26 protein-coding genes, 1 tRNA gene and 1 pseudogene are annotated in these 25,932 nt (G+C 70.5%); 19 read left to right on the top strand and 9 right to left on the bottom strand.

Annotated features, from left to right (window positions below; genetic code table 11):
- The first annotated feature begins 106 nt into the window (after positions 1–106).
- The 18 genes and pseudogenes from RKD05_RS17615 (at position 107) to RKD05_RS17530 (ending at position 17,237) form a co-directional block, all read left to right on the top strand.
- The gene (locus RKD05_RS17615) at positions 107–832 is read left to right on the top strand and encodes a hypothetical protein (protein ID WP_424711743.1); all 726 of its coding nucleotides are present in this window, start codon (positions 107–109) and stop codon (positions 830–832) included.
- Positions 833–879: 47 nt separating this feature from the next.
- Positions 880–1,533 (top strand): hypothetical protein, encoded by a 654-nt coding sequence (locus RKD05_RS17610; protein WP_424711742.1) that lies wholly within the window; start codon positions 880–882, stop codon positions 1,531–1,533.
- Positions 1,530–2,567, top strand: a complete 1,038-nt coding sequence (locus tag RKD05_RS17605) for an HAD-IIA family hydrolase (RefSeq protein ID WP_424711740.1) — start codon at positions 1,530–1,532, stop codon at positions 2,565–2,567. The genes RKD05_RS17610 and RKD05_RS17605 overlap by 4 nt, the downstream gene beginning before the upstream one ends.
- A gap of 19 nt (positions 2,568–2,586) precedes the next feature.
- Entirely contained in the window at positions 2,587–2,748 is a 162-nt protein-coding gene (locus tag RKD05_RS17600) for a hypothetical protein (protein ID WP_197462559.1), read from the top strand.
- Positions 2,745–3,545, top strand: a complete 801-nt coding sequence (locus tag RKD05_RS17595) for a TlyA family RNA methyltransferase (RefSeq protein ID WP_424711739.1) — start codon at positions 2,745–2,747, stop codon at positions 3,543–3,545. Before RKD05_RS17600 ends, RKD05_RS17595 begins: the two co-directional genes overlap by 4 nt.
- Positions 3,542–4,462 carry an NAD kinase gene (locus RKD05_RS17590; RefSeq protein WP_424711737.1) on the top strand — a complete coding sequence of 307 codons (921 nt, stop codon included), beginning with the start codon at positions 3,542–3,544 and terminating at the stop codon, positions 4,460–4,462. The genes RKD05_RS17595 and RKD05_RS17590 overlap by 4 nt, the downstream gene beginning before the upstream one ends.
- Positions 4,459–6,159, top strand: a complete 1,701-nt coding sequence (gene recN / locus RKD05_RS17585) for a DNA repair protein RecN (RefSeq protein WP_424711735.1) — start codon at positions 4,459–4,461, stop codon at positions 6,157–6,159. The genes RKD05_RS17590 and recN overlap by 4 nt, the downstream gene beginning before the upstream one ends.
- Positions 6,160–6,291: 132 nt before the next feature.
- A complete protein-coding gene (locus tag RKD05_RS17580) occupies positions 6,292–8,001 on the top strand; it encodes a CTP synthase (RefSeq protein WP_063256857.1) in 1,710 nt (569 codons plus the stop codon).
- A gap of 1 nt (position 8,002) precedes the next feature.
- Positions 8,003–8,581 (top strand): NUDIX domain-containing protein, encoded by a 579-nt coding sequence (locus tag RKD05_RS17575; protein ID WP_424711733.1) that lies wholly within the window; start codon positions 8,003–8,005, stop codon positions 8,579–8,581.
- Between the two features lies 1 nt (position 8,582).
- Positions 8,583–9,512: a site-specific tyrosine recombinase XerD gene (locus tag RKD05_RS17570; protein ID WP_424711731.1), complete on the top strand. Its 930-nt coding sequence runs from the start codon at positions 8,583–8,585 to the stop codon at positions 9,510–9,512.
- A gap of 79 nt (positions 9,513–9,591) precedes the next feature.
- Positions 9,592–10,494 (top strand): ParA family protein, encoded by a 903-nt coding sequence (locus tag RKD05_RS17565; protein ID WP_231901769.1) that lies wholly within the window; start codon positions 9,592–9,594, stop codon positions 10,492–10,494.
- Positions 10,478–11,341, top strand: a complete 864-nt coding sequence (locus RKD05_RS17560; protein ID WP_063256860.1) for a segregation and condensation protein A — start codon at positions 10,478–10,480, stop codon at positions 11,339–11,341. Before RKD05_RS17565 ends, RKD05_RS17560 begins: the two co-directional genes overlap by 17 nt.
- Positions 11,331–11,940 (top strand): annotated as a pseudogene (gene scpB, locus RKD05_RS17555) (SMC-Scp complex subunit ScpB). Before RKD05_RS17560 ends, scpB begins: the two are co-directional and overlap by 11 nt.
- Entirely contained in the window at positions 11,937–12,698 is a 762-nt protein-coding gene (locus RKD05_RS17550; protein ID WP_063256862.1) for a pseudouridine synthase, read from the top strand. The pseudogene scpB and the gene RKD05_RS17550 overlap by 4 nt, the downstream one beginning before the upstream one ends.
- Positions 12,699–12,750: 52 nt before the next feature.
- Entirely contained in the window at positions 12,751–13,884 is a 1,134-nt protein-coding gene (locus RKD05_RS17545; RefSeq protein WP_063256863.1) for a prephenate dehydrogenase, read from the top strand.
- Entirely contained in the window at positions 13,877–14,590 is a 714-nt protein-coding gene (gene cmk, locus RKD05_RS17540) for a (d)CMP kinase (RefSeq protein ID WP_424711730.1), read from the top strand. The genes RKD05_RS17545 and cmk overlap by 8 nt, the downstream gene beginning before the upstream one ends.
- The gene (der, locus tag RKD05_RS17535; protein ID WP_022880111.1) at positions 14,580–16,103 is read left to right on the top strand and encodes a ribosome biogenesis GTPase Der; all 1,524 of its coding nucleotides are present in this window, start codon (positions 14,580–14,582) and stop codon (positions 16,101–16,103) included. Before cmk ends, der begins: the two co-directional genes overlap by 11 nt.
- A gap of 234 nt (positions 16,104–16,337) precedes the next feature.
- Positions 16,338–17,237 carry an NUDIX domain-containing protein gene (locus tag RKD05_RS17530; protein WP_424711728.1) on the top strand — a complete coding sequence of 300 codons (900 nt, stop codon included), beginning with the start codon at positions 16,338–16,340 and terminating at the stop codon, positions 17,235–17,237.
- Between the two features lie 347 nt (positions 17,238–17,584).
- Here the strand turns inward: RKD05_RS17530 and RKD05_RS17525 are convergent, their stop codons facing one another.
- Positions 17,585–17,968: an RNA-binding S4 domain-containing protein gene (locus RKD05_RS17525; RefSeq protein ID WP_424711727.1), complete on the bottom strand. Its 384-nt coding sequence runs from the start codon at positions 17,966–17,968 to the stop codon at positions 17,585–17,587.
- A 38-nt stretch (positions 17,969–18,006) separates the two neighbouring features.
- Positions 18,007–18,585 (bottom strand): GNAT family N-acetyltransferase, encoded by a 579-nt coding sequence (locus RKD05_RS17520; protein WP_424711725.1) that lies wholly within the window; start codon positions 18,583–18,585, stop codon positions 18,007–18,009.
- 211 nt (positions 18,586–18,796) lie between these two features.
- Here RKD05_RS17520 and RKD05_RS17515 point away from each other — a divergent pair.
- Positions 18,797–18,870, top strand: a tRNA-Pro gene (locus RKD05_RS17515).
- 286 nt (positions 18,871–19,156) lie between these two features.
- On the opposite strand, the gene RKD05_RS17510 is transcribed toward RKD05_RS17515, so the two are convergent.
- The 7 genes from RKD05_RS17510 to RKD05_RS17480 all read right to left on the bottom strand — a co-directional run bounded on the left by RKD05_RS17510 (position 19,157) and on the right by RKD05_RS17480 (position 25,912).
- Positions 19,157–19,957 (bottom strand): ABC transporter permease subunit, encoded by an 801-nt coding sequence (locus tag RKD05_RS17510; protein WP_424711724.1) that lies wholly within the window; start codon positions 19,955–19,957, stop codon positions 19,157–19,159.
- A gap of 38 nt (positions 19,958–19,995) precedes the next feature.
- Complete coding sequence (locus RKD05_RS17505) at positions 19,996–20,898, bottom strand: ATP-binding cassette domain-containing protein (protein WP_424711722.1); 903 nt, start codon at positions 20,896–20,898, stop codon at positions 19,996–19,998.
- A 366-nt stretch (positions 20,899–21,264) separates the two neighbouring features.
- Entirely contained in the window at positions 21,265–21,945 is a 681-nt protein-coding gene (locus tag RKD05_RS17500; RefSeq protein ID WP_424711720.1) for a response regulator, read from the bottom strand.
- A complete protein-coding gene (locus RKD05_RS17495; RefSeq protein ID WP_424711887.1) occupies positions 21,942–23,099 on the bottom strand; it encodes a sensor histidine kinase in 1,158 nt (385 codons plus the stop codon). Before RKD05_RS17495 ends, RKD05_RS17500 begins: the two co-directional genes overlap by 4 nt.
- A 192-nt stretch (positions 23,100–23,291) precedes the next feature.
- Entirely contained in the window at positions 23,292–23,963 is a 672-nt protein-coding gene (locus RKD05_RS17490; RefSeq protein WP_424711719.1) for a TetR/AcrR family transcriptional regulator, read from the bottom strand.
- Positions 23,964–23,995: 32 nt separating this feature from the next.
- Positions 23,996–24,838: a cyclase family protein gene (locus RKD05_RS17485; protein WP_424711717.1), complete on the bottom strand. Its 843-nt coding sequence runs from the start codon at positions 24,836–24,838 to the stop codon at positions 23,996–23,998.
- A 66-nt stretch (positions 24,839–24,904) separates the two neighbouring features.
- Positions 24,905–25,912 (bottom strand): sugar ABC transporter substrate-binding protein, encoded by a 1,008-nt coding sequence (locus tag RKD05_RS17480; protein WP_022880121.1) that lies wholly within the window; start codon positions 25,910–25,912, stop codon positions 24,905–24,907.
- Positions 25,913–25,932: the final 20 nt, after the last annotated feature.

Below are 25,932 nucleotides of genomic sequence, written 5' to 3'. Positions count from 1 at the left end.
TACGGACACATTTCCGGGGAAAGGATCGTCATGTCGAGCGACGACTCCAACGAGCGCAATGTCAATGGAGGTCGCTCCGACGACCGTTCACGATCCGGATCGCAGCGTGGAGCTTCGGGCGCAGGGCGCCCGGCTCGAGACGCGTCATCGCGTCCGTTCCGTCGCGACGGAGAGCGCACCGCGCGCCCCCGCCGCGATGGTGACGATCGCGCGCCCCGGCGAGAGGGCGACAGCCCGTATCGTCCTCGCCGTGACGGCGATTCGCGCCCGACGGGTGGCGACGGTCGACCGCGCGGCGGAGACGCCCGTCCTGTTCGTCGTGCCGGCGACAGCTCCGAGCGCCCGCGTCGCGATGGGGACTTCCGTCCCCGTCGGGATGGCGACTCCGCTGGTCGCCCGCGTCGTGACGGCGACTTCCGCCCGCGTCGCGACGGTGACGCGGCTGGTCGCCCGCGTCGTGACGGCGACTTCCGCCCGCGTCGCGACGGTGACGCGGCTGGTCGCCCGCGTCGTGACGGCGACTTCCGCCCGCGTCGCGACGGTGACGCGGCTGGTCGCCCGCGTCGCGATGGAGACTTCCGCCCGCGCCGCGACGGCGACTCGCGTCCGGGACGGCCGACGTCCGGCGACTCGCGTCCCTACCGCCCTCGTACCGAGGGCGGAGACCGGCGTCCCTCGGGTGACCGACGTCCGGGCGCCGGGGCACCCCGTCGCTTCGACCGCTCGGAGGGTCGTGCGACTCGGCCCCCGCAGGATCAGCGTGAGCGTGGACCGGTCGTCCCCGAGGACGTCACTGCCCGGGATCTTCCGGGCGCAGCGCGCAATGAGCTGAAGACGCTCAGCAAGGACAACGCCGAGAACGTCGCACGACACCTCGTCATGGCATCCCGTCTGATCGAGGAGGACCCGCAGCTGGCGCACCAGCACGCGCTGGCGGCCTCCCGCAGCGCGGGTCGCGTCGCGATCGTTCGCGAGACCGTCGCGATCACGGCCTATGCCATCGGAGATTTCGCGCTCGCTCTTCGCGAATTGCGCACGCACCGTCGCATCTCCGGTTCGGACGAGCAGCTTCCCCTGATCGTCGACAGCGAGCGCGGGGTCGGGCGTCCCGACCGCGCTCTCGAGGAGGGGCGGTCGGTCGATCGCTCGACGCTGCCCACCGCGGTCCGTGCCCAGCTGGCGATCGCGATGTCCGGAGCGCGCCTCGATCTCGGCGACCCGGAGCGTGCGCTCCAAGAGCTGGAGATCCCGGAGGCCGACCCGGATCGCGCGTTCGAGTGGAGCCCGGCTCTGTTCGCGGCCCGTGCCGCGGTGCTCGAGGAGCTCGGGCGCGAGGACGAGGCGGCCGAGTGGTTCCGTCGCGCGGAGATCGCGGCCGATGCCCTCGACGCGGCGGCCGGCGTCGCCGACCGCGAGGTCATCGTCGTGGAGGAGATCGACCTCATCGATGACGACGGCAGTGTGGACGTGGCATCCGGAGTCGTCCCTGTCGAAGAAGCCGACGAGGACGAGGACGGAGACGAGACGCGATGATCTTCGGGCGGAGCAAGCCGGAACCGACGCCTCTGGACGGCGTCGATGTCGTGCTCGCCGACCTGGACGGCGTGGTCTACGCCGGACCGGGGGCTCTGCCGCACGCGGTCGAGAGCCTGAACCGGGCAGCCCAGGAGGGACACCGCCTCGGGTACATCACCAACAACGCGTCGCGGACGGATGCTTCCGTCGCGGAACACCTGACGTCACTCGGGCTGCGCGTCGCACCCGAGGACGTGGTGACGAGCCCCCAGGCAGCGATGCGTCTGCTGGCCGACCTCGTGCCGGCCGGCTCCACGCTGCTGGTCGTCGGGGGAGAAGGTCTCGTCGTCGAGGTCGAGAAGGCCGGCTTCGTCGTGACCCGGAGCGCCGAGGATTCTCCGGCGGCGGTGGTCCAGGGCTTCGCTCCCGAGGTGGGCTGGAAGCAGCTCGCCGAGGCGGCGTACGCGCTCGCGACTCCGGTGGAAGAGGGTGGCATCCCGTGGATCGCCACGAACACCGACTGGACGATCCCGCAGGCGCGCGGGATCGCGCCGGGAAACGGCACGCTCGTGTCGGCTGTGCACACCGCCGTCGGCCGTCTGGCGACGGTCGCGGGGAAGCCCGAGCGTCCGATCTTCGACGTCGCCGTGGCGCGCACGGGCGCTCAGTCGCCGCTGTTCATCGGCGACCGACTCGACACCGACGTGCAGGGTGCCCGCGGGGCGGAGATGAGGTCGGTGCACGTCCTCACGGGGATCGACCGGCCCAAGCAGCTCCTCGCCGCCTCGCCGAACCAGCGTCCGGACTACATCGTCGCCGACCTGCGTCAGCTGTTCGAGCCGTACCCGGCGACGGTCGTCAAGGGCGCTCGCACGCGCGTCGGTGACGCGGTGGTCGAGATCGACGGCGTGGATCTGCGCATCGTCTCGGCGGGGGACCGTCAGATCGACCTCCTCCGGGCCGGGGCCGCGGCGATCTGGAACTCGGGCCGCGCGATCTTCGGGTTCCGGGTTCCGGAGCAGTTGTACGCGGACCCGTTCCGCGTGCGCTGACGCCGATACGATGGCATCCATGTCGGATGACCGCGAGACCGATGCCGACGCCGGACTGATCGACCGCCTGCGCATCATCGAGGAGCAGCCGCTCGACGCGCGCGCGGACGCCTACGCGGCCCTGCACGACGAGCTCGCGCGGCGCCTGGAATCTGGCGCCGCGACGCCGGCGGACGGATGAGCGGCCGACTGGATGCCGAGCTCGCCGCACGTGGTCTCGCGCGATCGCGCACGCACGCGGCGCAGCTGATCGCAGACGGTCTCGTGACCGTCGACGGTCGCGGCGTGGTCAAGCCCTCCGTGCGGGTGGAGGACGACGCGCGCATCGAGGTCGCGGTCGCCGACCACTACGTGAGCCGGGGCGCGCACAAGCTCGTGGCGGCACTCGACGCGTTCGACGTCGACCCGGCGGGGCGGGTCGCCGTGGATCTCGGGGCCTCCACCGGTGGTTTCACCCAGGTCCTGCGGGAGCGTGGCGCCCGTCCGGTGCTGGCTGTCGACGTGGGGCACGGGCAGTTGTCCCCAACCGTGGCGGCCGACCCCGGGGTCGTGTCGGTCGAGGGGTATAACGTGCGGTTCATGACCGCTGAGAACCTCGCCGCCGCGACCGGTGTCGCCGAGCGTCCGAGCGTCGTCACCGGCGATCTGTCCTTCATCTCCCTGCACCACGTGCTGCCCGCGGTCGTCGCCACGGCCGCCCCCGGAGCCGATGTCTTCCTGCTGATCAAGCCGCAGTTCGAGGTCGGTCGCACCGCAGTGAAGGGCGGTCTCGTGACCGACCCGGCGCTGCGTTCGGATGCCGTCCACGGTGTTCTCTGGGCCGCATGGGACGTGGGCCTGCGGACCGCCGGCCTCATCGCCTCGCCGATCGTGGGAACGCACGGCAACCAGGAGTACGTGGCGTGGTTCTCGGACACCCGCGGCACCGACCCCTCAGAATGGGAGAGCACCGTGACCCGACTGACCGGAAGCCGATGACCCCCAGCGAACGCCGAATCCTGCTCGTCGTCCACGCCCGCCGCGACGACACCGTCGAAGCGGCGCAGCGCGTGCTGTCCGCCGTGCGCGCGGCGGGGGCGATTCCCGTCGTCTCCGCGGAGGACCGGCCCGAACTCGCCGAGCGCTTGTCGCTCGACGGCGTCGAGACGCTCGGCGTCGACGTCGGTGTGGACGATCTGGAGCTGGCGATCGTCCTGGGCGGCGACGGAACGATCCTGCGCGCGGCCGAGACGGTCCGCGGTGGACGCGCGCCGATCCTCGGGATCAACATGGGCCACGTCGGCTTCCTCGCCGAGATCGAGCGGGACGACATGGATGACGCGGTGCGCCGCGTCATCGACCGCGACTACCGCGTCGAGGAGCGTCTTGCCCTCGCGGTGAAGGTGCTGGATGCCGACGATCGCGTCATCTTCGAGACGTGGGCGCTCAACGAGGCCACCGTCGAGAAGGCGAGCCGCGAGCGCATGCTCGAGGTCGTCATGGAGGTCGACGGGCGGCCGCTGTCGTCGTTCGGGTGCGACGGGATCGTCATCTCGACCCCCACCGGCTCCACCGCCTACAACTTCTCCGCCGGCGGCCCCGTCATCTGGCCGACGGTCGAGGCGATCGCCGTCGTCCCGCTGTCCGCGCACGCCCTGTTCGCGCGTCCGCTCGTCGTGAGCCCCGACGCCACCGTCGCGGTCGAGGTGCTCGAGCGCACGAGCGGGAGTGGCATCCTGTGGTGCGACGGTCGACGCTCGCACGAACTGCCGCCCGGCGCGCGTGTCGTGGTGCGACGATCGTCGCGTCCGGTGCGTCTCGCGCGCCTCCACCCCGCCGCGTTCACCGAGCGCCTGGTGCGCAAGTTCCGGCTCCCGGTGACCGGGTGGCGCGGCGCGCTGGGAGGCATGCCGTGATCGAGGAGATGCGGCTGCGCGATCTCGGGGTGATCGCCGACGCGACGCTGCCGATCGGGCGTGGCTTCACCGCGATCACCGGCGAGACCGGCGCGGGGAAGACCATGGTCGTCACGGGTCTCGGCCTGCTGCTCGGGCAGCGCGCCGATTCGGGCGCCGTTCGCTCGGGTGCGGCCCAGGCCGCGGTCGAGGGCGTGTGGCTCGTCCCCGAGGACGGACCCGTCGCGGCGCGCGTGCGCGAGGCCGGGGGAGACGTCGAACCGCTCGGCGACGGCGAGGCGGAGCTGTATCTCGGGCGCACGGTCTCGAGCGAGGGCCGGGGCCGCGCCACCGTGGGTGGCCGCACGGCGCCGGCGGGCGTGCTCGCCGACCTCGCGGACGACCTCGTCGTCGTGCACGGGCAATCCGATCAGTTGCGGTTGCGGTCGGCATCCGCTCAGCGCGACGCGCTCGACCGCTTCGGCGGCGATCCGGTGACGACCGCCCGTGCCGCGTACCGTGCGGCGTGGGACGCCTTCCGCGCCCTGGATGCCGAGCTCTCGACGCTCACCGCCGACCGCGACGACCGGGCGCGCGAGGCGGAGGAGCTGCGCGCCGCGATCGCGGAGATCGAGGCGGCCGCGCCGATCGCCGGCGAGGAAGAGGAACTCGAGCGCCGCGCGGAGCGCCTCGCGAACGCCGAGGAGCTCCGTATCGCCGCCGTCGGCGCGCACGCGGTGCTCTCCAGCGACGACGACACCCCCGACATCGTGACGCTGCTCGCCGAGGCCCGCAGGGCGCTCGAACGCGTCTCGGGCAGCGATGCGGAACTCGCGGCGATCGGCGAGCAGGTGGCCGACCTCGGGTACCGCGCGACCGATGTGGCCGTCGCCCTGTCGGGGTACCTCGCGGACCTCGACGAGTCCGGGCCGCACGAGCTCGCCGCGGTCGACGAACGGCGCGGGGTCCTGGCCGCGCTCGCGCGTGCCCACGGATCGGTGGATGCCGCGATCGCGCTGCTCGAGACCGGTTCGGCCCGGCTGCTCGAACTCGACGACGACGGCGACCGCATCGAGCGGCTCGGCGCGCGGCGCGATACCGCGGCGGCCGAGCTGGACACCGCGGCGGAGGCGCTCACGGCGGCGCGGATCGAGGCCGCGGCCCGGCTCGGCGCGGCCGTCACCGAGGAGCTGCACGCCCTGGCCCTGCCCGACGCGAAGCTCACGGTCGCGGTGACACCGTCGCCCACGCCCGGATCGCACGGGCGCGACGACGTCGCGATCCTGTTGGCGCCGCACCCGGGCGCCGATCCGCGGCCCGTGTCGCGCGGGGCGTCCGGCGGCGAGCTGAGCCGCGTGATGCTCGCGATCGAGGTCGTCATCGCCGGCGTCGACCCCGTGCCGACGTTCGTCTTCGACGAGGTGGATGCCGGGATCGGCGGTGCCGCGGCGATCGAGGTCGGGCGGCGACTCGCCCGGCTGGCGGAGTCATCGCAGGTGATCGCGGTCACGCACCTCGCGCAGGTCGCGGCTTTCGCCGGCAACCATCTCACCGTCGTGAAGGGCAACGACGGTGCGGTGACGGCATCCAGTGTCCGACGGCTCGAAGGGGCCGAGCGGGAAGCCGAGATGGCGCGTCTGCTCTCGGGACTCAGCGATTCCGAGGCGGCTCTCACCCACGCGCGGGAGCTGCTGGAAACCGGCCGGTCCGCGCGCTGATCCCGCGCGCACGACACGGAATCGTCACGCCGGAGTGACACGCGTGTCGGTGGTCGATGCCAGACTTCCTCCAACGCGCGGCGTGCGCCGCGCGGCCACTCTCCGAGACGACTGATAGGATCGAAGCCCGTGATGCAGACTTCGGACGCGGGACATTCAGACGACAACACCACGGCATCGACCTTCACGACGAAGCACATCTTCGTGACCGGAGGAGTGGTTTCGTCACTCGGTAAGGGCCTGACGGCGGCAAGCCTCGGCAACCTTCTCACGGCGCGTGGACTCCACGTCGTGATGCAGAAGCTCGACCCCTATCTCAACGTGGACCCGGGGACGATGAACCCGTTCCAACACGGCGAGGTGTTCGTCACCGACGACGGCGCCGAGACCGACCTCGACATCGGTCACTACGAGCGCTTCCTCGACATCGAGCTGAGCCAGGCCGCGAACGTCACGACCGGCCAGATCTACTCGCAGGTGATCGCGCGCGAGCGGCGTGGCGAGTACCTGGGCGACACCGTGCAGGTCATCCCGCACATCACCGACGAGATCAAGCGCCGCATGCGCCTGCAGGCGACCGAGACTCCGCAGCCCGACGTGATCATCACCGAGATCGGCGGCACGGTCGGCGACATCGAGTCCCAGCCCTTCATCGAGTCCGCGCGTCAGATCCGCCACGAGCTCGGCCGCAAGAACGTGTTCTTCGTGCACGTGTCGCTCGTGCCGTTCATGGGCGCCTCCGGTGAGCAGAAGACCAAGCCCACGCAGCACTCCGTCGCGGCGCTGCGGTCGATCGGCATCCAGCCCGACGCTCTCGTGCTCCGCAGCGACCGTCCGGTCACCGAGTCGAACAAGCGCAAGATCGCGCTCATGTGCGACGTCGACGAGGACGCCGTCGTCAACGCGGTCGACGTGCCGAGCATCTACGACATCCCCACGATGCTGCACGACCAGGGTCTCGACTCCTACATCGTCGATGCGCTGGGCATCGACAAGGCCGCCGACGTCGACTGGTCGCGCTGGCAGCGGGTCCTGCAGGCGGTGCACAATCCCAAGCACGAGGTCACGATCGGCCTCGTCGGCAAGTACATCGACCTCCCGGATGCCTACCTGTCGGTGACCGAGGCCATCAAGGCCGGCGGTTTCGCGCAGGAGACGCACGTCAAGATCACGTGGATCCCGTCCGACCTGTGCGAGACGCCCGAGGGCGCGGCGAAGGCCCTGTCGACGGTGGACGGCATCATCGTTCCCGGCGGCTTCGGCATCCGAGGGATCGAGGGCAAGCTCGGCGCGCTCCGTTTCGCGCGCGAGCAGGGCATCCCGACGCTCGGCATCTGCCTGGGGCTGCAGTGCATGGTCATCGAGTACGCGCGTACCGTCGCCGGGCTCGAGGGCGCATCGTCGAGCGAATTCGACCCCGACACCGTGCACCCCGTCGTCGCGACCATGGCCGAGCAGGTCGACATCCTGCAGAGCGGAGACCTCGGCGGCACCATGCGCCTGGGCCTGTACCCGGCCGACCTCGCGGAGGGCTCGCTCGCGGCTGAGGTGTACGGCGCGAACCGCGTGTTCGAGCGCCACCGCCACCGCTACGAGGTCAGCAACGCGTACCGCCAGCAGCTCAGCGACGCGGGCCTCGTCTTCTCGGGCCTCAACCCCGACCTCGACCTCGTGGAGTACGTCGAACTGCCGCGCGACGTGCACCCGTACTACATCGCCACCCAGGCGCACCCCGAGCTGCGGTCGCGTCCGACCCAGCCGCACCCGCTGTTCCGCGGACTCGTCGGGGCGGCGCTCGAGCGACACCGTTCGAGCGAGCTGTTCGCCGTCGAGGAGGACTGACATGGAGTCGCTGCGCGACGAGCCCGTCGACCTGGAGGTCGTCGCCAGCGACCTCGTGTACCAGGGGGCGGTGTGGGACGTCCGGTCCGACACCGTGCGGTACGGCGACGGCGAGATGACGCGTCAGTACGTCGAGCACCCGGGCGCCGCCGCGGTCGTCGCCCTCGACGACGACGGCCGGGTCGTGCTGATCCAGCAATACCGGCAGCCCATCAAGGAGCGCGACTGGGAGATCCCGGCGGGCCTGCTCGACGTCGCGGGGGAACCGCCGGTCGAGACGGCGAAGCGCGAGCTGAGCGAAGAGGTCGACCTCGCCGCCGAGCGCTGGCAGCACCTCGTGTCGATCCACACCACTCCGGGTGGAAACGACGAGGTCGTCCACCTCTTCCTCGCGCGCAGCCTCTCCGAGGTCGAGACGGACTACGAGCGCGAGCACGAGGAGTCGGACATGCGCGTCGAGCGTGTGCCCCTCGGCGACGTGATCGACGGCGTGCTCGCCGGACGTCTGCGCAACGGCATCCTCGCGACCGGCGTGCTGGCGGCCGCCGAGGTGCTGCGCCGCGAGGCCGCGTCGGCGTGACGTGAAGCTCGAGCGCGCCGTCGAGACGTACCTGCGGCACGTCGCGCTTGAGCGGGGTCTGTCCGACCACACCGTCGCCGCGTACCGACGCGACCTCGGGATCTACGCGGCTTGGCTCGCCGAGCGGGGCATCGACGACACGGATGCCGTGACCTCAGCCCTCGTCGCCGGGTTCGCCGCCGAGCGCGCCGGCGCCGAGCCGCCGCCGGCGGCATCGTCTCTCGCGCGGCTGCAGTCGTCTGTGCGCGGCCTGCACCGGTTCCTCGTGCGCGAGGGGCGGTCCGACGACGATCCGAGCGGGCGGCTGCGTCCGCCCAAGGCGCCGCGGCGGCTCCCCAAGGCCCTGTCGATCGGGCAGGTCGAGCAGTTGCTGGATGCCGCCGGCCCGGCGCCGGGCTCGGCGGATGCGACCGCGGCGGATCCGTCCGCCGTCCGCGACCGTGCCCTGCTGGAGCTGCTGTACGCGACGGGCGCGCGTGTGTCGGAGATCGTGCAGCTCGACGTGGACGACACCGCGCACGGCGACGTCCTGCGGGTACGGGGCAAGGGGGCGAAGGAGCGGATCGTCCCGGTCGGCTCCTATGCCCGTGCCGCGGTGGATGCGTATCTCACGCGCGTCCGGCCCGCCTGGGCGGCGAAGGGGCGCGCCACGCCGCGGCTGTTCCTCGGCGTGCGTGGGGCGCCGCTGTCGCGCCAGAGCGCGTGGCTGATCATCCAGGCCGCCGCCGAGCGGGCGGGGCTCACCGCGCACGTCTCGCCGCACACGCTCCGACACTCCTTCGCGACGCATCTCCTGCAGGGCGGCGCCGACGTCCGCGTGGTACAGGAACTCCTCGGGCACGCCTCCGTCGCCACGACCCAGATCTACACGCACGTCTCGGTCGACGCACTCCGCGACGTGTACGCCACGGCGCACCCGCGGGCGCGGTGAGCGTGGGCGGCCCGGAAGGCCGTGCGCACCGCGTGGTCTCCCGGCGGGCGGCGGGCCGGCGAGTAGACTCGACCCCGTTATGACGAAGGCGGGAGACTCGGTGTCGGCGAGCACGAAGGGGACGGCGAACAGCGCGGACGAGGTCATTCTCGGACCCACCGGACGGCCGTATCGCGGATTCCCGACGCCCGCGAAGCTCGACAGCCACGGGCCCGCGCGCATCATCGCCCTCTGCAACCAGAAGGGCGGCGTCGGCAAGACGACGACCACGATCAACCTCGCCGCTTCGCTCGCGGGCTACGGCCGCCGCGTGCTCGCGGTGGACTTCGACCCGCAGGGCGCGCTGTCGGCGGGTCTCGGCATCCAGACGCACGACGTCCCGACGATCTACGACCTGCTGCTCGACACCAAGCGCGACCCGCGCGAGGCGATCGTGCACACGCGCGTCGAGGGCCTCGACCTGATCCCGGCCAACATCGATCTGTCGGCCGCCGAAGTGCACCTCGTCAACGAGGTCGCGCGCGAGACGATCCTCGCCCGGGTGCTCCGCAAGGTCGCCGCTGACTACGACGTGGTCCTGGTCGACTGCCAGCCGTCGCTGGGCCTCCTCACCGTCAACGCGCTCACCGCCGCGCACGGCGTGCTGATCCCGCTCGAGTGCGAGTTCTTCGCGCTGCGCGGCGTCGCACTCCTCATCGAGACCATCGACAAGGTGCGCGACCGGCTCAACCCCGCCATCGAACTCGACGGCGTCCTGGCCACGATGTACGACCCGCGCACGCTGCACTCGCGCGAGGTGCTCGAGCGCGTGGTCGAGGCGTTCGGCGACGACGTCCTCGAAACGGTTATCGGGCGCACGGTGAAGTTCCCGGATGCCTCGGTCTCGGGCATGCCGATCACGGAGTTCGCGCCCGAGCACGCCGCCGCGCAGGCCTACATGCGGTTGGCGCGGGAGCTGGTCGCCCGTGGCGCCGTCGCCTGACGACAGCTCGCCCGCCACGACGCCGGACGGCGCCGACTCCACCGTCGATGCGCCCGCCGCGCCCGACACCGGGTTCCGCGTCTCGCTGCCCGTCTTCGACGGACCCTTCGACCTGCTGCTGAACCTCATCTCGGCGCACGAACTCGACATCACCGAGGTCGCGCTCAGCCGCGTCACGGACGAGTTCATCGCGTACCTGCGCGCCCTCGGTCCGGCGGGCGATCTGGACGAGGCATCCGAGTTCCTCGTCGTGGCGGCGACGCTGCTCGACATGAAGATCGCCGGGCTGCTGCCCCAGGGCGAACTCGTGGATGCCGAGTCGGTGGCGCTCCTCGAAGCGCGCGACCTGCTCTTCGCGCGACTGCTGCAGTACCGGGCTTTCAAGGAGGTGTCGGCATGGTTCGCGCGCTGCCTGCAGCGGGAGGACCGCCGCCACACGCGGAACGTGCGGCTGGACGAGAAGTACCGCAGCGCCGTGCCGGAGCTCGTGTGGACGCTCAGCGCCGAGGACTTCGCGGCGCTCGCCGTCGTCGCGCTCGCGCCGAAGCAGCCGCCGACCGTCGGCCTCGACCACCTGCACGCGCCGCTGGTGAGCATCCGCGAGCAGGCCGCGATCGTCGTGACGCTGTTGCGCGGGTCGGGGACGCTGAACTTTCGCGACCTGGTCGCCGGGGTGACGCAGACGGGGGTCGTCGTCGCGCGGTTCCTCGCGATCCTCGAGCTGTACCGCCACGCCGCGCTGTCGTTCGAGCAGCTCGAACCGCTGGGGGAACTCACCCTGCGCTGGACCGCCGAGAGGTGGTCGGAAGAGAACCTCGCCGCCCTGGGAGCCGACTATGACCGATGACCCGACCGCGCTCACCGAGTCCGCCGCGCGTCCGAACGACACGGCATCCGTCGCCCGTCGGCTCGAGGCGATCCTGCTGATCCTCGACGAGCCGCAGAGTCTCGTGTCGCTGGCGGCGGCCGTCGCCGCACCGGTCCCGGCCGTGCGCCAGGCCATCGAGGGTCTCGTCGCCGACTACGACGGCGAGGCCGGCGGCCCCCGCCGCGGATTCGAGCTGCGCGAGGTCGGGGGCGGGTGGCGACTCTACGTCCGCGAGGAGTACGACGACGTCGTGGGCGAGTTCGTCAACACGCAGGCGCCTTCGCGCCTGTCGCAGGCCGCGCTGGAGACCCTGGCCGTCATCGCGTACAAGCAGCCCGTGACGCGGGGGCAGGTGGCATCCATCCGCGCGGTGAACGTGGACTCGGTCGTCCGGACGCTCCTCGCCCGCGGGCTCATCACCGAGGTGTTCACCGACCCGGACACCGGGGCCGATCCACTACGGGACCACCGACCAGCTGCTGGTCAACCTGGGCATCAACTCGCTCGACGAGCTGCCCCACATCTCGCCGTTGCTCGACGACGGCGCGGACGGATTCGACGGAGAGGTGCTCAGATGAGCGAAGAGGGCGTACGCCTGCAGAAGGTGCTCGCGAACGCCGGGGTGGCGTCGCGCCGGGTGTCGGAGGAGATGATCGCCGCCGGGCGCGTGCGCGTGAACGGCCAAGTCGTCACCGAGCTCGGGTCGCGCATCGACCCGGAGAGCGACCTCGTCGACGTCGACGGCGTCGCGGTGCAGCTGGACACGTCGAAGCGATACGTGATCCTCAACAAGCCCACCGGCGTGGTCAGTTCGATGAGCGACGACCGCGGGCGTCCTGACCTCCGCCGCTTCACGAAGGACTGGGACGAGCGTCTGTTCAACGTCGGACGCCTGGATGCCGATACCTCGGGCCTCCTCGTCCTGACCAACGACGGCGACCTCGCCCACGTGCTCGCCCATCCGTCGTTCGGTGTCACGAAGGTGTACATCGCGAAGGTCGAGGGACAGGTGCTGCCCCAGACGATTCAGCGCCTGATCAAGGGCGTCGAACTCGAGGACGGGCGGATCGCGGCCGACAAGGCGCGGCTCCTCGACTCCTCGCGCGGGGAGAGCCTGGTCGAGTTGACGCTGCACTCGGGAAAGAACCGGATCGTGCGGCGCATGATGGCCGAGGTCGGTCACCCGGTCGTCGAACTCGTCCGGCGGCAGTTCGGACCCCTTCACCTGGGAACTCTCCCGGTGGGGAAGGCCCGCGAGTTGACTACAGTAGAACGTGGCGCACTGCTCACGCTGTCTCGTCGAGACGGCGACACTCCGGCCGCTCCGGCCGAGTGACCCCGGCGCGCCGCGCGGTGCGAACGCCACCGCCAGGGCAGCAGGAGACCCGATGATCGAACCGAACGGAACGTCCGCGCGCGCGGAGGCGCCGTTGGCGACCCGAACGAGCGGCACCGTCCGCGTCGTCGGGTCGGGCCTCCTCGGGGCGAGCGTCGGCCACGCGCTCACCGCTCTCGGCGTCGACGTCGTGCTGTCCGACACGTCGCCGTCGCAGCTGCGTCTCGCGATCGACTACGGCGCCGGGCGCGCCGAGCGCGAGGACGACCGTCCCTCGCTCATCGTCGTCGCCGTGCCGCCGGACGTCGTCGCGGACGTCGTGCAGCGCGAGCTCGCGGCCTACCCCGATGCCGTCGTCACCGACGTCGCGAGCATCAAGCTCGAGCCGCTGCGCACGCTCCGCGCGCGCGGCGTCGACCTCACCCACTACATCGGGTCGCACCCCATGGCCGGACGCGAGCGCGGGGGAGCGATCTCCGCCCGCGCCGACATCTTCGTCGGGCGGCCCTGGGTGGTCTGCCGCGACAGCGAGACGTCGGCTCACGACCTGTCCCTCGTCGAGGGCCTGGCCCTCGACCTCGGTGCGACGCTCATCGAGATGACGCCCGAGGAGCACGACGAGTCCGTCGCACTCATGTCGCACGTTCCGCAGCTCGTCGCGAGCCTCCTCGCGGGCCGCTTCGTCTCGGCGCCCGACGGGTCCCTCCGTCTCGCGGGACAGGGTGTGCGCGACACCACCCGCATCGCGGCATCCGCTCCGGAACTGTGGGTGCAGATCCTCGGCGCCAACGCGGCCCCCGTGGTCGAGGTGCTCGACGCGCTCGCCGCCGACCTCGCGGACGTGGCCGCGGCGCTGCGCGACCCCGACGCGCCCGGTGCCCGTCGGGCCGTGGCCGACACGATCCGCCGCGGCAACGAGGGCGTGGAGCGCCTGCCGGGCAAGCACGGCCAGAACCGCCGGTTCGACACCTTCGTCGTCATGGTCGACGACACCGCCGGGCAGCTCGGCCGCCTCTTCGGCGAGCTGGGCGAACTCGACGTCAACGTCGAAGACCTGCGTCTCGAGCACTCGCCGGGGGCACCCTTCGGCCTGGCCGAGATCAGTGTCGTCCCCGACGCCGTCCACCGAGCCGTCGACGGGCTCCAGCAGCGCGGATGGCGGATTGCGAGCACCACCCATGACTGAACCCCTCACCAAGCCCCCGGCCGTGGCGCCCGTCGCGGTCGTCGCGATCGACGGCCCCGCCGGCAGTGGCAAGTCCAGCGTCTCGAAGGCCGTGGCCACACGTCTCGGTTTCGGATTCCTCGACACCGGAGCGGCCTACCGCGCCCTCGCGTGGCACGCGCTCGAGCACGGCAGCGACACCTCGGATGCCACCGCGGTGCTCGAGGTCTTCGGCGACTTCGACTACGCCATCTCGCTCGACCCGGAAGACCGCTGGGTCCGTGTGGGCGGGACCGACGTGACCGCCGCGATCCGCGAGCCCCGCGTGACGGATGCCGTGAGCGGTGTGGCCCGCGTCCCCGCCGTGCGGCAGGCCGTGAACGACCTGTTCCGTCGGCTCGTGGCATCCTCGGGTCTTCGCGGTGTCGTGGTCGAGGGCCGCGACATCACCACGGTCGTGTACCCCGATGCGCCCGTGCGCATCCTCCTGACCGCGGCGCCCGAGGTGCGCGCCGCCCGCCGCAGCGCCGAGCTGACCTCGCAGGACGCCGCGGCCGTCGCCGCCGCGCTGCACAAGCGCGACGCCGCCGATTCCACGGTCGTCGACTTCCTCACCGCCGCCCCCGGCGTGCAGGTCGTCGACTCGACCCACCTCGATTTCGAACAGACCGTCGACGCCGTGTTGGACGTCGTCGACTCCACGATGGGAGCCCGCGATGGGCGTTGACGACGAGTACGAAGGCGGGCCCGACCAGCTCGCCGAGAAGATGGCCGAGCTCGACGAGGTCTTGGCCGAACAGCGCGCGCAGGCGCTGCGCGCCGGCCTCGAGGACTTCGACCTCGACGAGGAGGATGCCGCGCTCCTCGCGGGGCTGGCCTCGGGCGAGGACGGCATCGAGTTCCTGCCGGCGCTGCCGGTCGTGGCGATCGTGGGGCGTCCGAACGTCGGGAAGTCGGCGCTCGTGAACCGCATCCTCGGCCGCCGCGAGGCCGTCGTCGAGGACACCCCGGGCGTCACCCGCGACCGCGTCACGTACAAGGCCGAGTGGCTCGACCGGCGATTCTCGCTCGTCGACACCGGCGGCTGGGAGCCCGACGCGAAGGGCATCGACCGGTCGGTGGCTGCGCAGGCCGAGGTCGCGATCGACCTCGCCGACGTCGTTCTTTTCGTCGTGGATGCCACGGTGGGCGCCACCGCGACCGACGAGCACGTCGTGCGGCTGCTGCGCAAGACCAAGAAGCCGGTGTTCCTCGTGGCCAACAAGGTCGACGACGCGCGCCAGGAGCCGGAGGCCGCGGCGCTGTGGAACCTTGGTCTCGGTGAGCCGCACCCCGTTTCGGCCATCCACGGCCGCGGGGTCGCCGACCTCCTCGACGAGCTCATGAAGGTGCTGCCGGAGATCTCGGCCGTCGCGAAGTACGAGATCGGCGGTCCGCGTCGCGTCGCGATCCTGGGACGACCGAACGTGGGGAAGTCGTCGCTGCTGAACAAGGCGGCGGGCGAAGAACGCGTCGTCGTGAACGAGCTTGCCGGCACGACCCGCGACCCGGTGGACGAGGTCGTCGAGCTCGGCGGCAAGCTCTGGACGCTCGTCGACACCGCCGGCATCCGTCGTCGGGTGCACCTGCAGCAGGGCGCCGACTTCTACGCGTCGCTGCGCACCTCGACCGCCCTGGAGAAGTCCGAGGTCGCGGTGGTCGTGCTCGACGTCTCGCAGTCGATCAGCGTGCAGGACCTCAACATCATCGACCTCGTGCTCGAGTCGGGGCGCGCGCTCGTGCTGGCGTTCAACAAGTGGGACCGTCTCAACGACGACGACATGGAGAACGCCGACCGCCGCCGCTACCTGGAGCGCGAGATCGAGCAGGACCTCGCGCACGTGACGTGGGCGCCGCGCGTGAACATCTCCGCCCGTACCGGCCGTCACCTCGACAAGCTCGTGCCGGCGCTCGAGACGGCGCTGGAGTCGTGGGATCAGCGCATCCCGACCGGCAAGTTCAACGCGTTCCTCGCCGAACTCGTCGCGGAGCACCCGCACCCGCTGCGCGGCGGAAAGCAGCCCCGCATCCTGTTCGGGACGCAGGCGTCGACGCGTCCGCCGACCTTCGTGCTGTTCACGACCGGGTTCCTCGACCCGGGCTACCGCCGGTTCATCCAGCGGCGCCTGCGCGAGATCTACGGCTTCGAGGGCACGCCGATCGTGCTGAACATGCGCATCCGCGAGAAGCGCCAGCGCTGAGTCGAGACGCGAACGCTCCGGTTTCGGCCGGGGCGTTCGTGCTGTCCGGACGGCACTGGCCACGAGACTGCAGTGGGCTGGCAGTCCGTTGCAGGCTGCGTGGGATTTGTCAGGCAGATGCCGTTTCGGCGATCGGGTGCGCCGCCGGGGGCCCTCGGGTGTCGGGTCGACGATTCTGGCCTCATGTGACGCCGACGGGCAGTGAGGGGTCCGGGCTGTGCCAGGCTGGGGAGGATGACGATCCAACCCCCGGCCCCCGGTGAGCCGCGGCGCCCGCACGGGCCCCGCGACCCCGGCGACGCGTGGGTCGAAGCGCCCACGGGCGAGCGGTACTGGGGGCGATTCGGTGCCGCGGGATTGCTCGCGGTCGACGACCAGCGCGGCGTGCTGTTGCAGCACCGCGTGTCGTGGAGTCACTTCGGTGACACGTGGGCGCTCCCTGGCGGGGCGCGGCACCAGGGTGAGTCCGCCCGTGATGGCGCGCTGCGCGAGTCGGCGGAGGAGGCGGGTGTCCCCGTGGATGCCGTGCAACCCCGGTTCGAGAGCGTCCTGGACCTGGGCATCTGGTCGTACTCGACGCTCGTCGCCGACGTGACGACGCCGTTCGAACCCGTGATCAGCGACCCGGAGAGCGTGGCGCTGGAGTGGGTGCCGGTCGAGGACGTGGCATCCCGTCCGCTGCATCCGGGATTCGCGGCCGCGTGGCCGATGCTCCGGGACGCCCTTTCGGTGCGTCCCGCGGTGATCGTCGACGTTGCCAACGTCGTGGGGTCGGTGCCCGACGGATGGTGGAAGGACCGCGCCGGAGCCGCATCCCGGTTACTCGCCCAGCTGTCACAGCTCGCGACGCAAGGTGTGGATGCCGAGCAACTCGGTCTTTCGGCGACGCGCTGGTTCCCGTTCGTCGCGGCGGTGCTCGAGGGGGACGCGCGCACGGCGGAGCAGGTCGATCACGTCGATGTGGTCCGGGCGCCCGGTTCGGGGGACGACGAGATCGTCGCGGTCGCGCATCGGTTGATCGAGTCGCGGAATCCTGTCGTGGTCGTGACCAGCGACCGGGGGCTCGCGGCGCGCGTGGAGGAGCTCGGGGCGTCGGTGCGCGGGGCGCGGTGGCTGCGGGAGCAGTTGGGCTGAGTCCGGCGGTGGCTGCGGCCGTGGGTCGGCGATCCGCGGCCGCTCAGCGGGAGTGGGCGGTTGGGCTGAGATTGTGCGGATCACTGAGATGGCGCGGATCGCTGAGGTTGTGACTCGCGGGGCGAGTGCGGCCGTCGGTCAGTGATCTGCACTCGCTCAGTCGCGAGGGACCAAGTTGGGTTGATCTTGTGCGGATCACTGAGGTTGTGCCTCGCGGGGCGAGCGCGGCGGTCGGTCAGTGATCTGCGCTCGCTCAGTCGCGCAGGACGGAGTTGGGCTGAGGTTGTGCGGATCGCTGAGGTTGTGCAGGACCGGGTGAGCGCGGCAGTCGCGGAGGGTCTCCGGGCTCAGCCGAGGTCGCGGCCGCGCAGCTTCTCGATCTCGCGGCGGTCGCGCTTCGTGGGACGGCCTGCGCCGCGGTCGCGCACCGGCACGAAGGGCATGCTCTCGCGGGGCGGCGGCGGGGGAGTGCGGTCGTCGGCCGCCTCGGCGACGAGAGCCGCGCCGACGCGCTTCGCGATGGTCTTCTTCACGACGAGGATGCGGTCGAAGCCCTGGATCCGCACGCGCAGCTCGTCACCCGGGCGCACGGGCTGGGCGGCCTTCGCGCGCTCGCCGTTGACGCGCACGTGCCCTGCGCGGCACGCCGTGGTCGCGGCGGACCGGGTCTTGTAGACGCGAATGGCCCACAGCCACGCGTCGACGCGCGCGGTGGGTGTGGCATCCGTCATCGAGGCTCCTTCGGGAACCTCCATCGTAGGTCGGGGGATCAGTCGCGGAGCGTGAGGGACACGAGCGCGCGGTCGGGCTTCGGCCGGTCGATGACGGTGAAGCCCGCCTCCTCGAAGACGGCGACCGTACCGCGGAAGAGTTGGTTCGACGACCTCTTCGCGGCGGCGGGGTCGAGCGGGTACCCCTCGACGACGCGGGCACCGCCGTCACGGGCGGCTTCGACCGCGGCATCCAGGAGGCTCTTCATCAGCCCGCCGCCCCGGTGCGCCGTGCGGACCACGAAGCACGTCACCGCCCAGACGGAGGGGTCGTCGAGCGGTTCCGGAGTGGACGCCGTGACGTCGCGCGTCCGCGCGAGCCGGGGCTGCGCGGTGCGCGGGCCGACGCGGACCCAACCGGCCGGCTCGCCGTCGACGTAGGCGATGAGCCCGGGTGGGAGGTCGCCGTCGAGTTCGGTGCGGAACATCTCGGTGCGGTCGGCGACCGACGTGTCCTTCCATGGACCGTTCGGCAGCAGCCACCACTGGCACTGGCACTCGGACCCGTCGCCGCTGTCGAGCGCGCGCTCGGCGTCGTCGAAGCGTTCGCCGGTGGCAGGGAGGATCTCGATGGCCATGCCGCGACCGTAGCGAGGGGGTCGGACACGGGCAAGGGATGCCGTGGGGGTTGCGGCGGTCGATCGCGCCATGTTGCATGACCGGAGCGTCCGACCGGCACGTCGGCGCACCGGAACGGATGCCGAGCGCCCGGCACACGCCCGGGACGGCGCCGGTTCGCGGGACGTGCGTGGAGCGGGTAAGATAATCGAGTTGCCCGCTCGCGGGCGACGGGATGTGGCGCAGCTTGGTAGCGCACTTGACTGGGGGTCAAGGGGTCGCAGGTTCAAATCCTGTCATCCCGACAGAAAAGCCCCGACGAGAATACGTTTCTCGTCGGGGCTTCGTCGTTCGTGTCGGTGGTCGGGGGAGTCCGTGCCGGTCGGGACCTGTGGTCCAGGTTGTGCGCGAGGAGCACCGCGTGGACGCGGTCGCGGACGCCGAGCTTGAGGAGGAAAGCGCTGGTCCCGGCGCGGAGGCTTCCGAAGGCATGCGCGTCCGCCATGACACCCGTGAATCAGCTCCTTTCGCCTCGTACGCGATGGGCGACACCGGGAATGTCTCGCACGGCACAGGCGAAGCCTCGCAGTCTCAGGCGTCCCGGCGGCGGAGCACGATCGCCGCGACGAGGGCGAGCACGAGCGTCCACGCAAAAAGGATCAAGTATCCGGTCCACGGGCCCAGGGCGTTGGGATCCGTCTGGGCGAGCAGCTGTGAGCCGGCCTGGATCGGGAAGAACCTCGTGACCTCGGCTCCGTCGGCGCTCACCATCTGCGGGATGATCGGGATGACGAGCAGCAGTGCGAGGACGCTGAGAACACTCGCGACGACGTTGCGGATGAGCGCGCCCAGGGCGATTCCGATGACGCTCAGCGTCGCCAGATACAGACCCGAACCCACGATGAGCCGCAGTGCGACGTCTATGGGCAACTCATAGCCGTATCCGCCGGTCGCGAGGATCGCCGGAGCGACGGCGAAACCGATTCCCGCCGACAATACGCCGACGACGAGTGCCACGACGGCCACGATGAGAGCTTTCGCTGCCAGGACGGGTGTGCGACGCGGGACGGCGAGGAACGTCGCCTTGATCTGTCCGGAGCGGTACTCGTTGGTGACGAGGAGAGCGGCGAGCAGCACGAGGATGATGCCGAGGTAGCCGGTCTTGTCGACGATCATTTCGGGGTACGCGTCGTAATCCGCCTGTGCGGAGGAGCGGTCACGGAACACATACGCCCAGGGCATCAACACCGCGTTCGCGATCAGGAGCGCGAACGTGAACCCGGAGATCAGGAGGTTGGAGGTCAGGCCGCGGAACTTGATCCACTCGGATCGGACGGTCCCCGCAAAGGTGACGCCGCGTGCGGTGGTGCGGATGGGGGCGTTGGTGGTCATGGCGGATCTCCTCGGATGAAGGGGGCGGTGCGGCGGCGTCAGGCGGAGGTGTACTCGACCGCTTCTCGGGTGAGCGCGTTGTATGCGTCCTCCAGCGTCTGCTTCAGTGGCGTGAGTTCGGTGAGCAGGATGCCGGCGTCGCGTGCGGTGACCGCGATCTGCTCCGCCGTGAGGCCTTCGATCTCCAGGGTGTCGTTCGCGGTTGAGACGGTCGTCACTCCCTCCGCCGCGACGCGGCTCGCCAGCGTCGCGGACTGTGCCGAACGGACTCTGACCCGCTCGGTGCCGCCGTCGGTGAGCGCGCCGATCGGGGCATCGGCGATGATCCTGCCGCGACCGATGATGATGACGTGATCGGCGATCAACGCCAGCTCGCCCAACAAGTGGGAGGAGAGGAACACCGTGCGCCCTTCGTCGGCCAGGCGGCGCAGCAGCGAGCGCACCCAGGTGACCCCCTCGGGGTCCAGGCCGTTGACCGGCTCGTCCAGAATCAGCGTGCCCGGGTCCCCCAGCAGCGAGGCGGCGATGCCAAGACGCTGCCCCATTCCGAGCGAGAAGCTGCCCACCTTGCGTGCGGCGACGCTGGTGAGTCCTGTCGCTTCCAGTACTTCCTCCACCCGCGTGCGCGGAATCCGATGCGTCGCGGCGAGCGAGTCGAGAAAGTTCCTGGCCGTGCGAGAGCGATGCGCAGCTTTCGCCTCCAGGAGAGCGCCGACGCTCGACAACGGAGCTCGATGTTCGACGTACCGGCGGCCGTCGATGAGTGCGAATCCGCTGGTCGGATGGTCCAGGCCGACGATCGACCGCATGGTGGTGGACTTTCCCGCCCCGTTGGGGCCGAGAAACCCTGTCACCTTTCCTGCTTCCACGGTGAATGTCGCATCCTTCACCGCGTAGCGGTCGCCGTAGCGCTTGGTCAGTCCGTCGACCTGAATGGTCATGTCCGCTCCTGCTCTGTGGTCGCGTCTCTGGAATCGACGTTAGGAATCCCGTCGCCCCGGGCACACCAACCACGGTGGGCAATCGGCCATCCCTTCAGCCCCACCCGTGGTTGGTGTCGGCGCGCCGGGAGGGTGCGGCGATGGACCACGCCAGACGTCAGCAGGCCACCGCTCCCGTTCTGATAGCGGTCATCGGATCGGCCCTGGTGGCGGCGGCGCTCACCTTCTTCCCCCGGCCGTCATCGAACGGTCGAGTGCCGCGTATACGAGTGGCGAGACGACTGCGGCGCTCCGGGATGGATGGTGTGCTCGCGCGGCGGAGTCTCGAGCGGCGAAGGTTCCGCCGATGGGCTCAGATGGGGAGGATCACGCGTCGATACCGTGACGGTGGGCGTAGATGATGGCTTGCGCCCGATCACGGAGGTTGAGCTTGCTGAACACGCGGTTGATGTGGCTCTTCACCGTCGCGGGAGACAGATGAAGCGCCGCGCAGATCTCGGAGTTGGAAAGCCCCTGCGCGATCGCGCTGAGAACCTCGAACTCTCTGCGCGTCAGGATGTTCGCTGCGTCCCCCGCGGCCGATCGAACGGCCGTGCCCGTCGGTGCATTCCGATTGGTGAACACATCGATCAGGTGCCTCGTGATTCGGGGTTCGACGATTGCTTCTCCCGCCGCAACCGTGCGAACTGCCTGTGCGAGGAGTTCGGGGGTCGTGCTCTTCAGGAGGAAGGCGCTGGCTCCCGCGTCGAGACCGCCGAAAGCGTATTCGTCGATGTCGAAGGTCGTGAACACGATCACACGCGTGTCTGCGTTGGCGTGGGTGATGAGGCGGGTGGCTTCGATGCCGCCGATACCAGGCATGCGGACATCCATGAGGACGACGTCGGGGTTCAGCGTGGCGGAGAGGTCGACCGCCTGTTCACCGGACTCGGCCTCAGCGACCACGACGATATCTTCGGTGGCGTCGAGGACCAGCGCATTGCCCTTTCTGACGAGCGGTTGATCATCCACGACGAGGACGCGGATGGGAGTGGGCGCGGCGGTCACTCGGATCGCCCCCGTCGGCTGTTCGGCGTCTCCAGGACGACGGCGACGCGCCAGCCTCCCGTGTCGAGCTCGCCCGTCGTGCTGGTGCCGTTGTAGGTCTTCGCCCGTGCTGCAATGCCGAGAAGCCCCCGCCCCGAGCCGTGACTGGGCCGTGCCGCGTCGCGGGGGGAGCCGTTGTCGACCACGGCGATCTCGACTCGGCGGTGGCGTCGGGTGAGAGCGACGTCGACCTTGGTCGCGTGGGGAGCGTAACGAAGCACGTTGGTGAGGCTTTCTTGGACGATGCGGTAGACGGTCATGGAGAACGCGGTGTCGGGAGGGAGGGGTGAACCGCTTCTGGTGAATGTGACCGGAAGGCCCGTCGCCCGGAAAGTTTCGATCAGGTCCTCGAGGCGGGGGAGGTTGTGACCGGATGCCAGAAGGTCGTCGGCCGAATCGGCCGTGTCGTCTTGCAGCATCTGCAGAATTCGGCGCATGTCGACGAGAGCTGTTCGTCCCACGTCGGTGAGGTCTCGGAGCGCCTCAGTTGCTCGCTCCGGATGCTTGTGCCAAGCGCTCGAAGCGCCGTTGGCGAGTGCGATCATCACCGAGAGGGAGTGGGCGACGACGTCGTGCATCTCAGCCGTGATCCGTGTGCGTTCGGTGAGCCTCGCGTTGTCGAGCCTCTGATTGATCAACTCGGCGAGTGCTTCGCGCTGTTCACGCTGACTGCGGACGGCCACCCCGACAGCGAGCGCGAGGAGGGCGAACAGGTCGAGGAAGACGGGGGAGAAAGCGGTACGGGTGCTCATGCCGAGGAGGGCGGCCGAGATCGCTGGTACCGCGACGCCGATCGCGTAGCCCACGATCGCTCGTTTGAGAGGCTGAGTGCTGGCCACGGAATAGAGCGCGAAGACGAACGGGATGTTCTGATAGCCCGCACCGGGATGGAGGATGGAGCCGGCGCTGCTCAGAGCCACTACGACAGTCAGGACCGTCAGCGGGTGGCTGCGCCGCCAGAGCAGCGCGATCGAGGCCAGCAGGATCGCGACATACGCCGTCCAGTCGCCGCCGGCACCGATCAGCGTCAACACAACGCCTTGGACGCTGACACACGCGAGAACGGCAACCCCATCGAGCACGCGTGGGTGGGCAGCCAACCACCGTCGGGGCATCCACCTGCTTCGTGTCAGCTCGTGGGCCTCCAACGTGAGGGCGTTGTCACTGTCGGTCACCTTGGTCCCGTCGCCGGCGTCAAATCCCATTCTGCTCGATGCGGTCTCCCACCAGGGGTTGAGTTTTGGTCACCAACCACGGGCTGAGGATACGGTGAGGGTTGATGGGGATGCGGGCCCGCGCTCACCAGGTCAGACCGACTCCACCTGCGGCGTCGAGGAAGCGGCATCCGCCTCGATCTCTTCGTCCGTGAGCGGCTCGACGAGGACCTGCGCGAGGGCGGCGCGGAAACGCTCGGCCATGTCGACCTGGTCGGGCCAATAGAGGTACTGCACCTGGAGGCCGTCGAGGAGCGAGACGAGATCGATGTCGATCGTGCCGACGTCGACGCCGGGGAGCAGCTGGCCCTTGGCGCGGAGGTCGAGGAAGGCCTCGCGGATCCAGCCCTTGGTGCGTTCGTAGCGGTGGGCGAAGTACGAATGCGCCGGGTGGTTCGGGGCGATCGCCTCGGCCGACAGGACGGCGAAGAGGTTGATGATGCCGGGCTGTGCCGCGTTGGCGAGGACGAGCCGCACCATGCGGATCAGGAAGTGCCGTCCGTCGCGTCCGGGCGGCCAGCTGTCCTGGAAGAACCGCGCGCGGTTGAGCTCGTCGCGGCGCCCGAGGACGGCCTCGAGGAGCGCCTCCTTGGTCGGGAAGTGGTGAAGGAGCCCGGCGCGCGTGACGTCGCAGTCGTCGGCGATCTGCTTCATGGTCGTGTTCCAGTACCCCACGGTGCCGAAGGCGACGAAAGCGGCATCCATGATCGCCTCTTTGCGCGCGATGCCGGGTGCGTATTGGGCGGGGCGTCTGCTGGCGGCCATGACACTCATTCTCCGGGGTGTGGGGTGGGCGATCAGAACAGCGCGAGCGGGTTCACCGGCGAACCGGACGCGCCCGGGAGGGGGAGCGGGGCGAGGACCGAGACGAACTCCCACCGGCGGCGCTCGCGGCATTCGGCGCTGACGCGATCGAGATCCGCGAAGTCGACGAGCGGCACGCGCAGGGCGGTCAGGAGCAGGATGTGCCACGGGACGGGGATTTCCGCGACCTCGCTCGGGAACGGGTCCATCCCGGCGTCGGTGACGATGGCCGCCGGCGCCCAGGAGGCGATCTGCTCCGCGCAGGCGAAGCTCACGCCGGGGGCGGCTTCGTCCGCGACCTCGGCGGACGGCGTGCGGGGCTCGGCATCCGTCGTCCGTCGCAGGCGGATCCAGATCGTATCGCCGGGATGGATGCCGACCTGCTGGGCGTCGAGGGCGTCGGCGAGCATCGACGGGGTCGCCGCCTCGCCGGCTCGGATACTGCGTCCGAGCAGCGCGGGGAGGTCGATGAGGACGCCGCGGCCGACGATGCCGTCACGCAGAGCGCGCACGTCGTCCGAGGGCGCGAGGTCCGGACGACCGAAGTGCGACAGCGCGTCGATGTGCGTCATCGCGGCGGACCCGTGCACGTCGAGCGAGATCCGGTCGTTCACGGCATGCCAGGTCTCGGCGCGGTCCACCCACTGCTCGAGCCGGAACGCGCGCTCGCCGTCGCCCATCGGGGGCGGGGCGGCCGCGCTGATGCTCACCCCGGTGAGGGGGAGGCCGTCGAGCGCGGGCACGGGGTCGCGCCGGGTTCCGCGCGATTCCGCGACCCGCTGGAGGATCCGCTCGAACTCGTCACGCATGAACGAGGCACGGGGCGTGCGGGACATGGGTCCTCCGAACGGGTCGTGGGGCGCTGAACGGGTCAGCGCCCCACTCGGAATTGTGGCAGCGACTCAGCAGCTCGCCTTGTAGAGGAAACCGGCGTTCTCGGGCGAGCCGACGGTGTCCTTCGTCAGCACCTTGTTCGGCACGGCGACGGTGCCGTCCGGGGAGACGGCCCCGCCGTCGGGGTGCGCCTGCAGGTAGTCGACCAGCGCGTCGATCGACTTCGCGCCGATGTCGGTCGGGTTCTGCGCGATGAGGGCCGTGATCGTCCCGGCCTTCAGCGCGTCGACCTCACCGGGCACGGCGTCGAACGCGACCAGCGCGATCTGACCCGCCTTGCCGGCCTGCGAGATGGCCGCGGCCGCGCCGAGGCCGTCGGGGCCGTCGGCCGCGATGATGAGCTTCAGGTCGGGGTGCGCCAGGATCAGCGACGACACCGTCGTCGTGGCCTTGTTGACGTCGAAGCCGCTGTACTCGGTCGGGAGGGCGGCGAGCTCCGGGTGCGCCTTGGTCACAGCGTCGACGAACGGCTGCGTGCGCTGCTCGAGCGGCGGGATGCCGGGAGCACCGCCGAGGAACACCATCGACCCTCCGCCGGCCGGGATCAGGTCGGCGATGTCGGCGGCGAGGGGAGCGGTGTCCGTGTCGCTGTAGATGGACTTGTACTCCGCCTGCGGTTCGCTCGGCGAACCCGTGACGACGGGAACACCCTTGCTCATCAGGTCGGTGTACTGCGCGAGGAACTGGTTGTTGTTGAACGGCGTGACGAGGATGCCGTTGGGCTGCGTCAGCGTCGCGGTCTGGAAGTTGGTGGCCAGCGCGTTCGCGTCGGTGTTGGTGGTGTTGTACGTCTTCAGTTCCACCCCGCGCGTCTTCGCCTGTGCTTCGGCCGCGCACGAGATCGTCGCGAAGAACGGGTCGGAGGTGTTCGGGAGGACGGCGGCGAGGCGGATGTCGGTCGCGCCGGATCCGCTGGCGGACGGCGTCGAGGACGCACTGCAGCCGGTGAGCGCGGCGGCGGCGGTGACCGTCACGGCAGCGGCGGCCAGGATTCGGGTGGAGAAGGAAGGGGACATCGTTGGCTCCTGTGGGCTCT

Source organism: Microbacterium sp. SLBN-111 (assembly GCF_049739645.1).
Taxonomy (GTDB): domain Bacteria; phylum Actinomycetota; class Actinomycetes; order Actinomycetales; family Microbacteriaceae; genus Microbacterium.
Note: the sequence above shows the minus strand (reverse complement) of the source record. Positions and strands in the feature narration are given on the sequence as shown.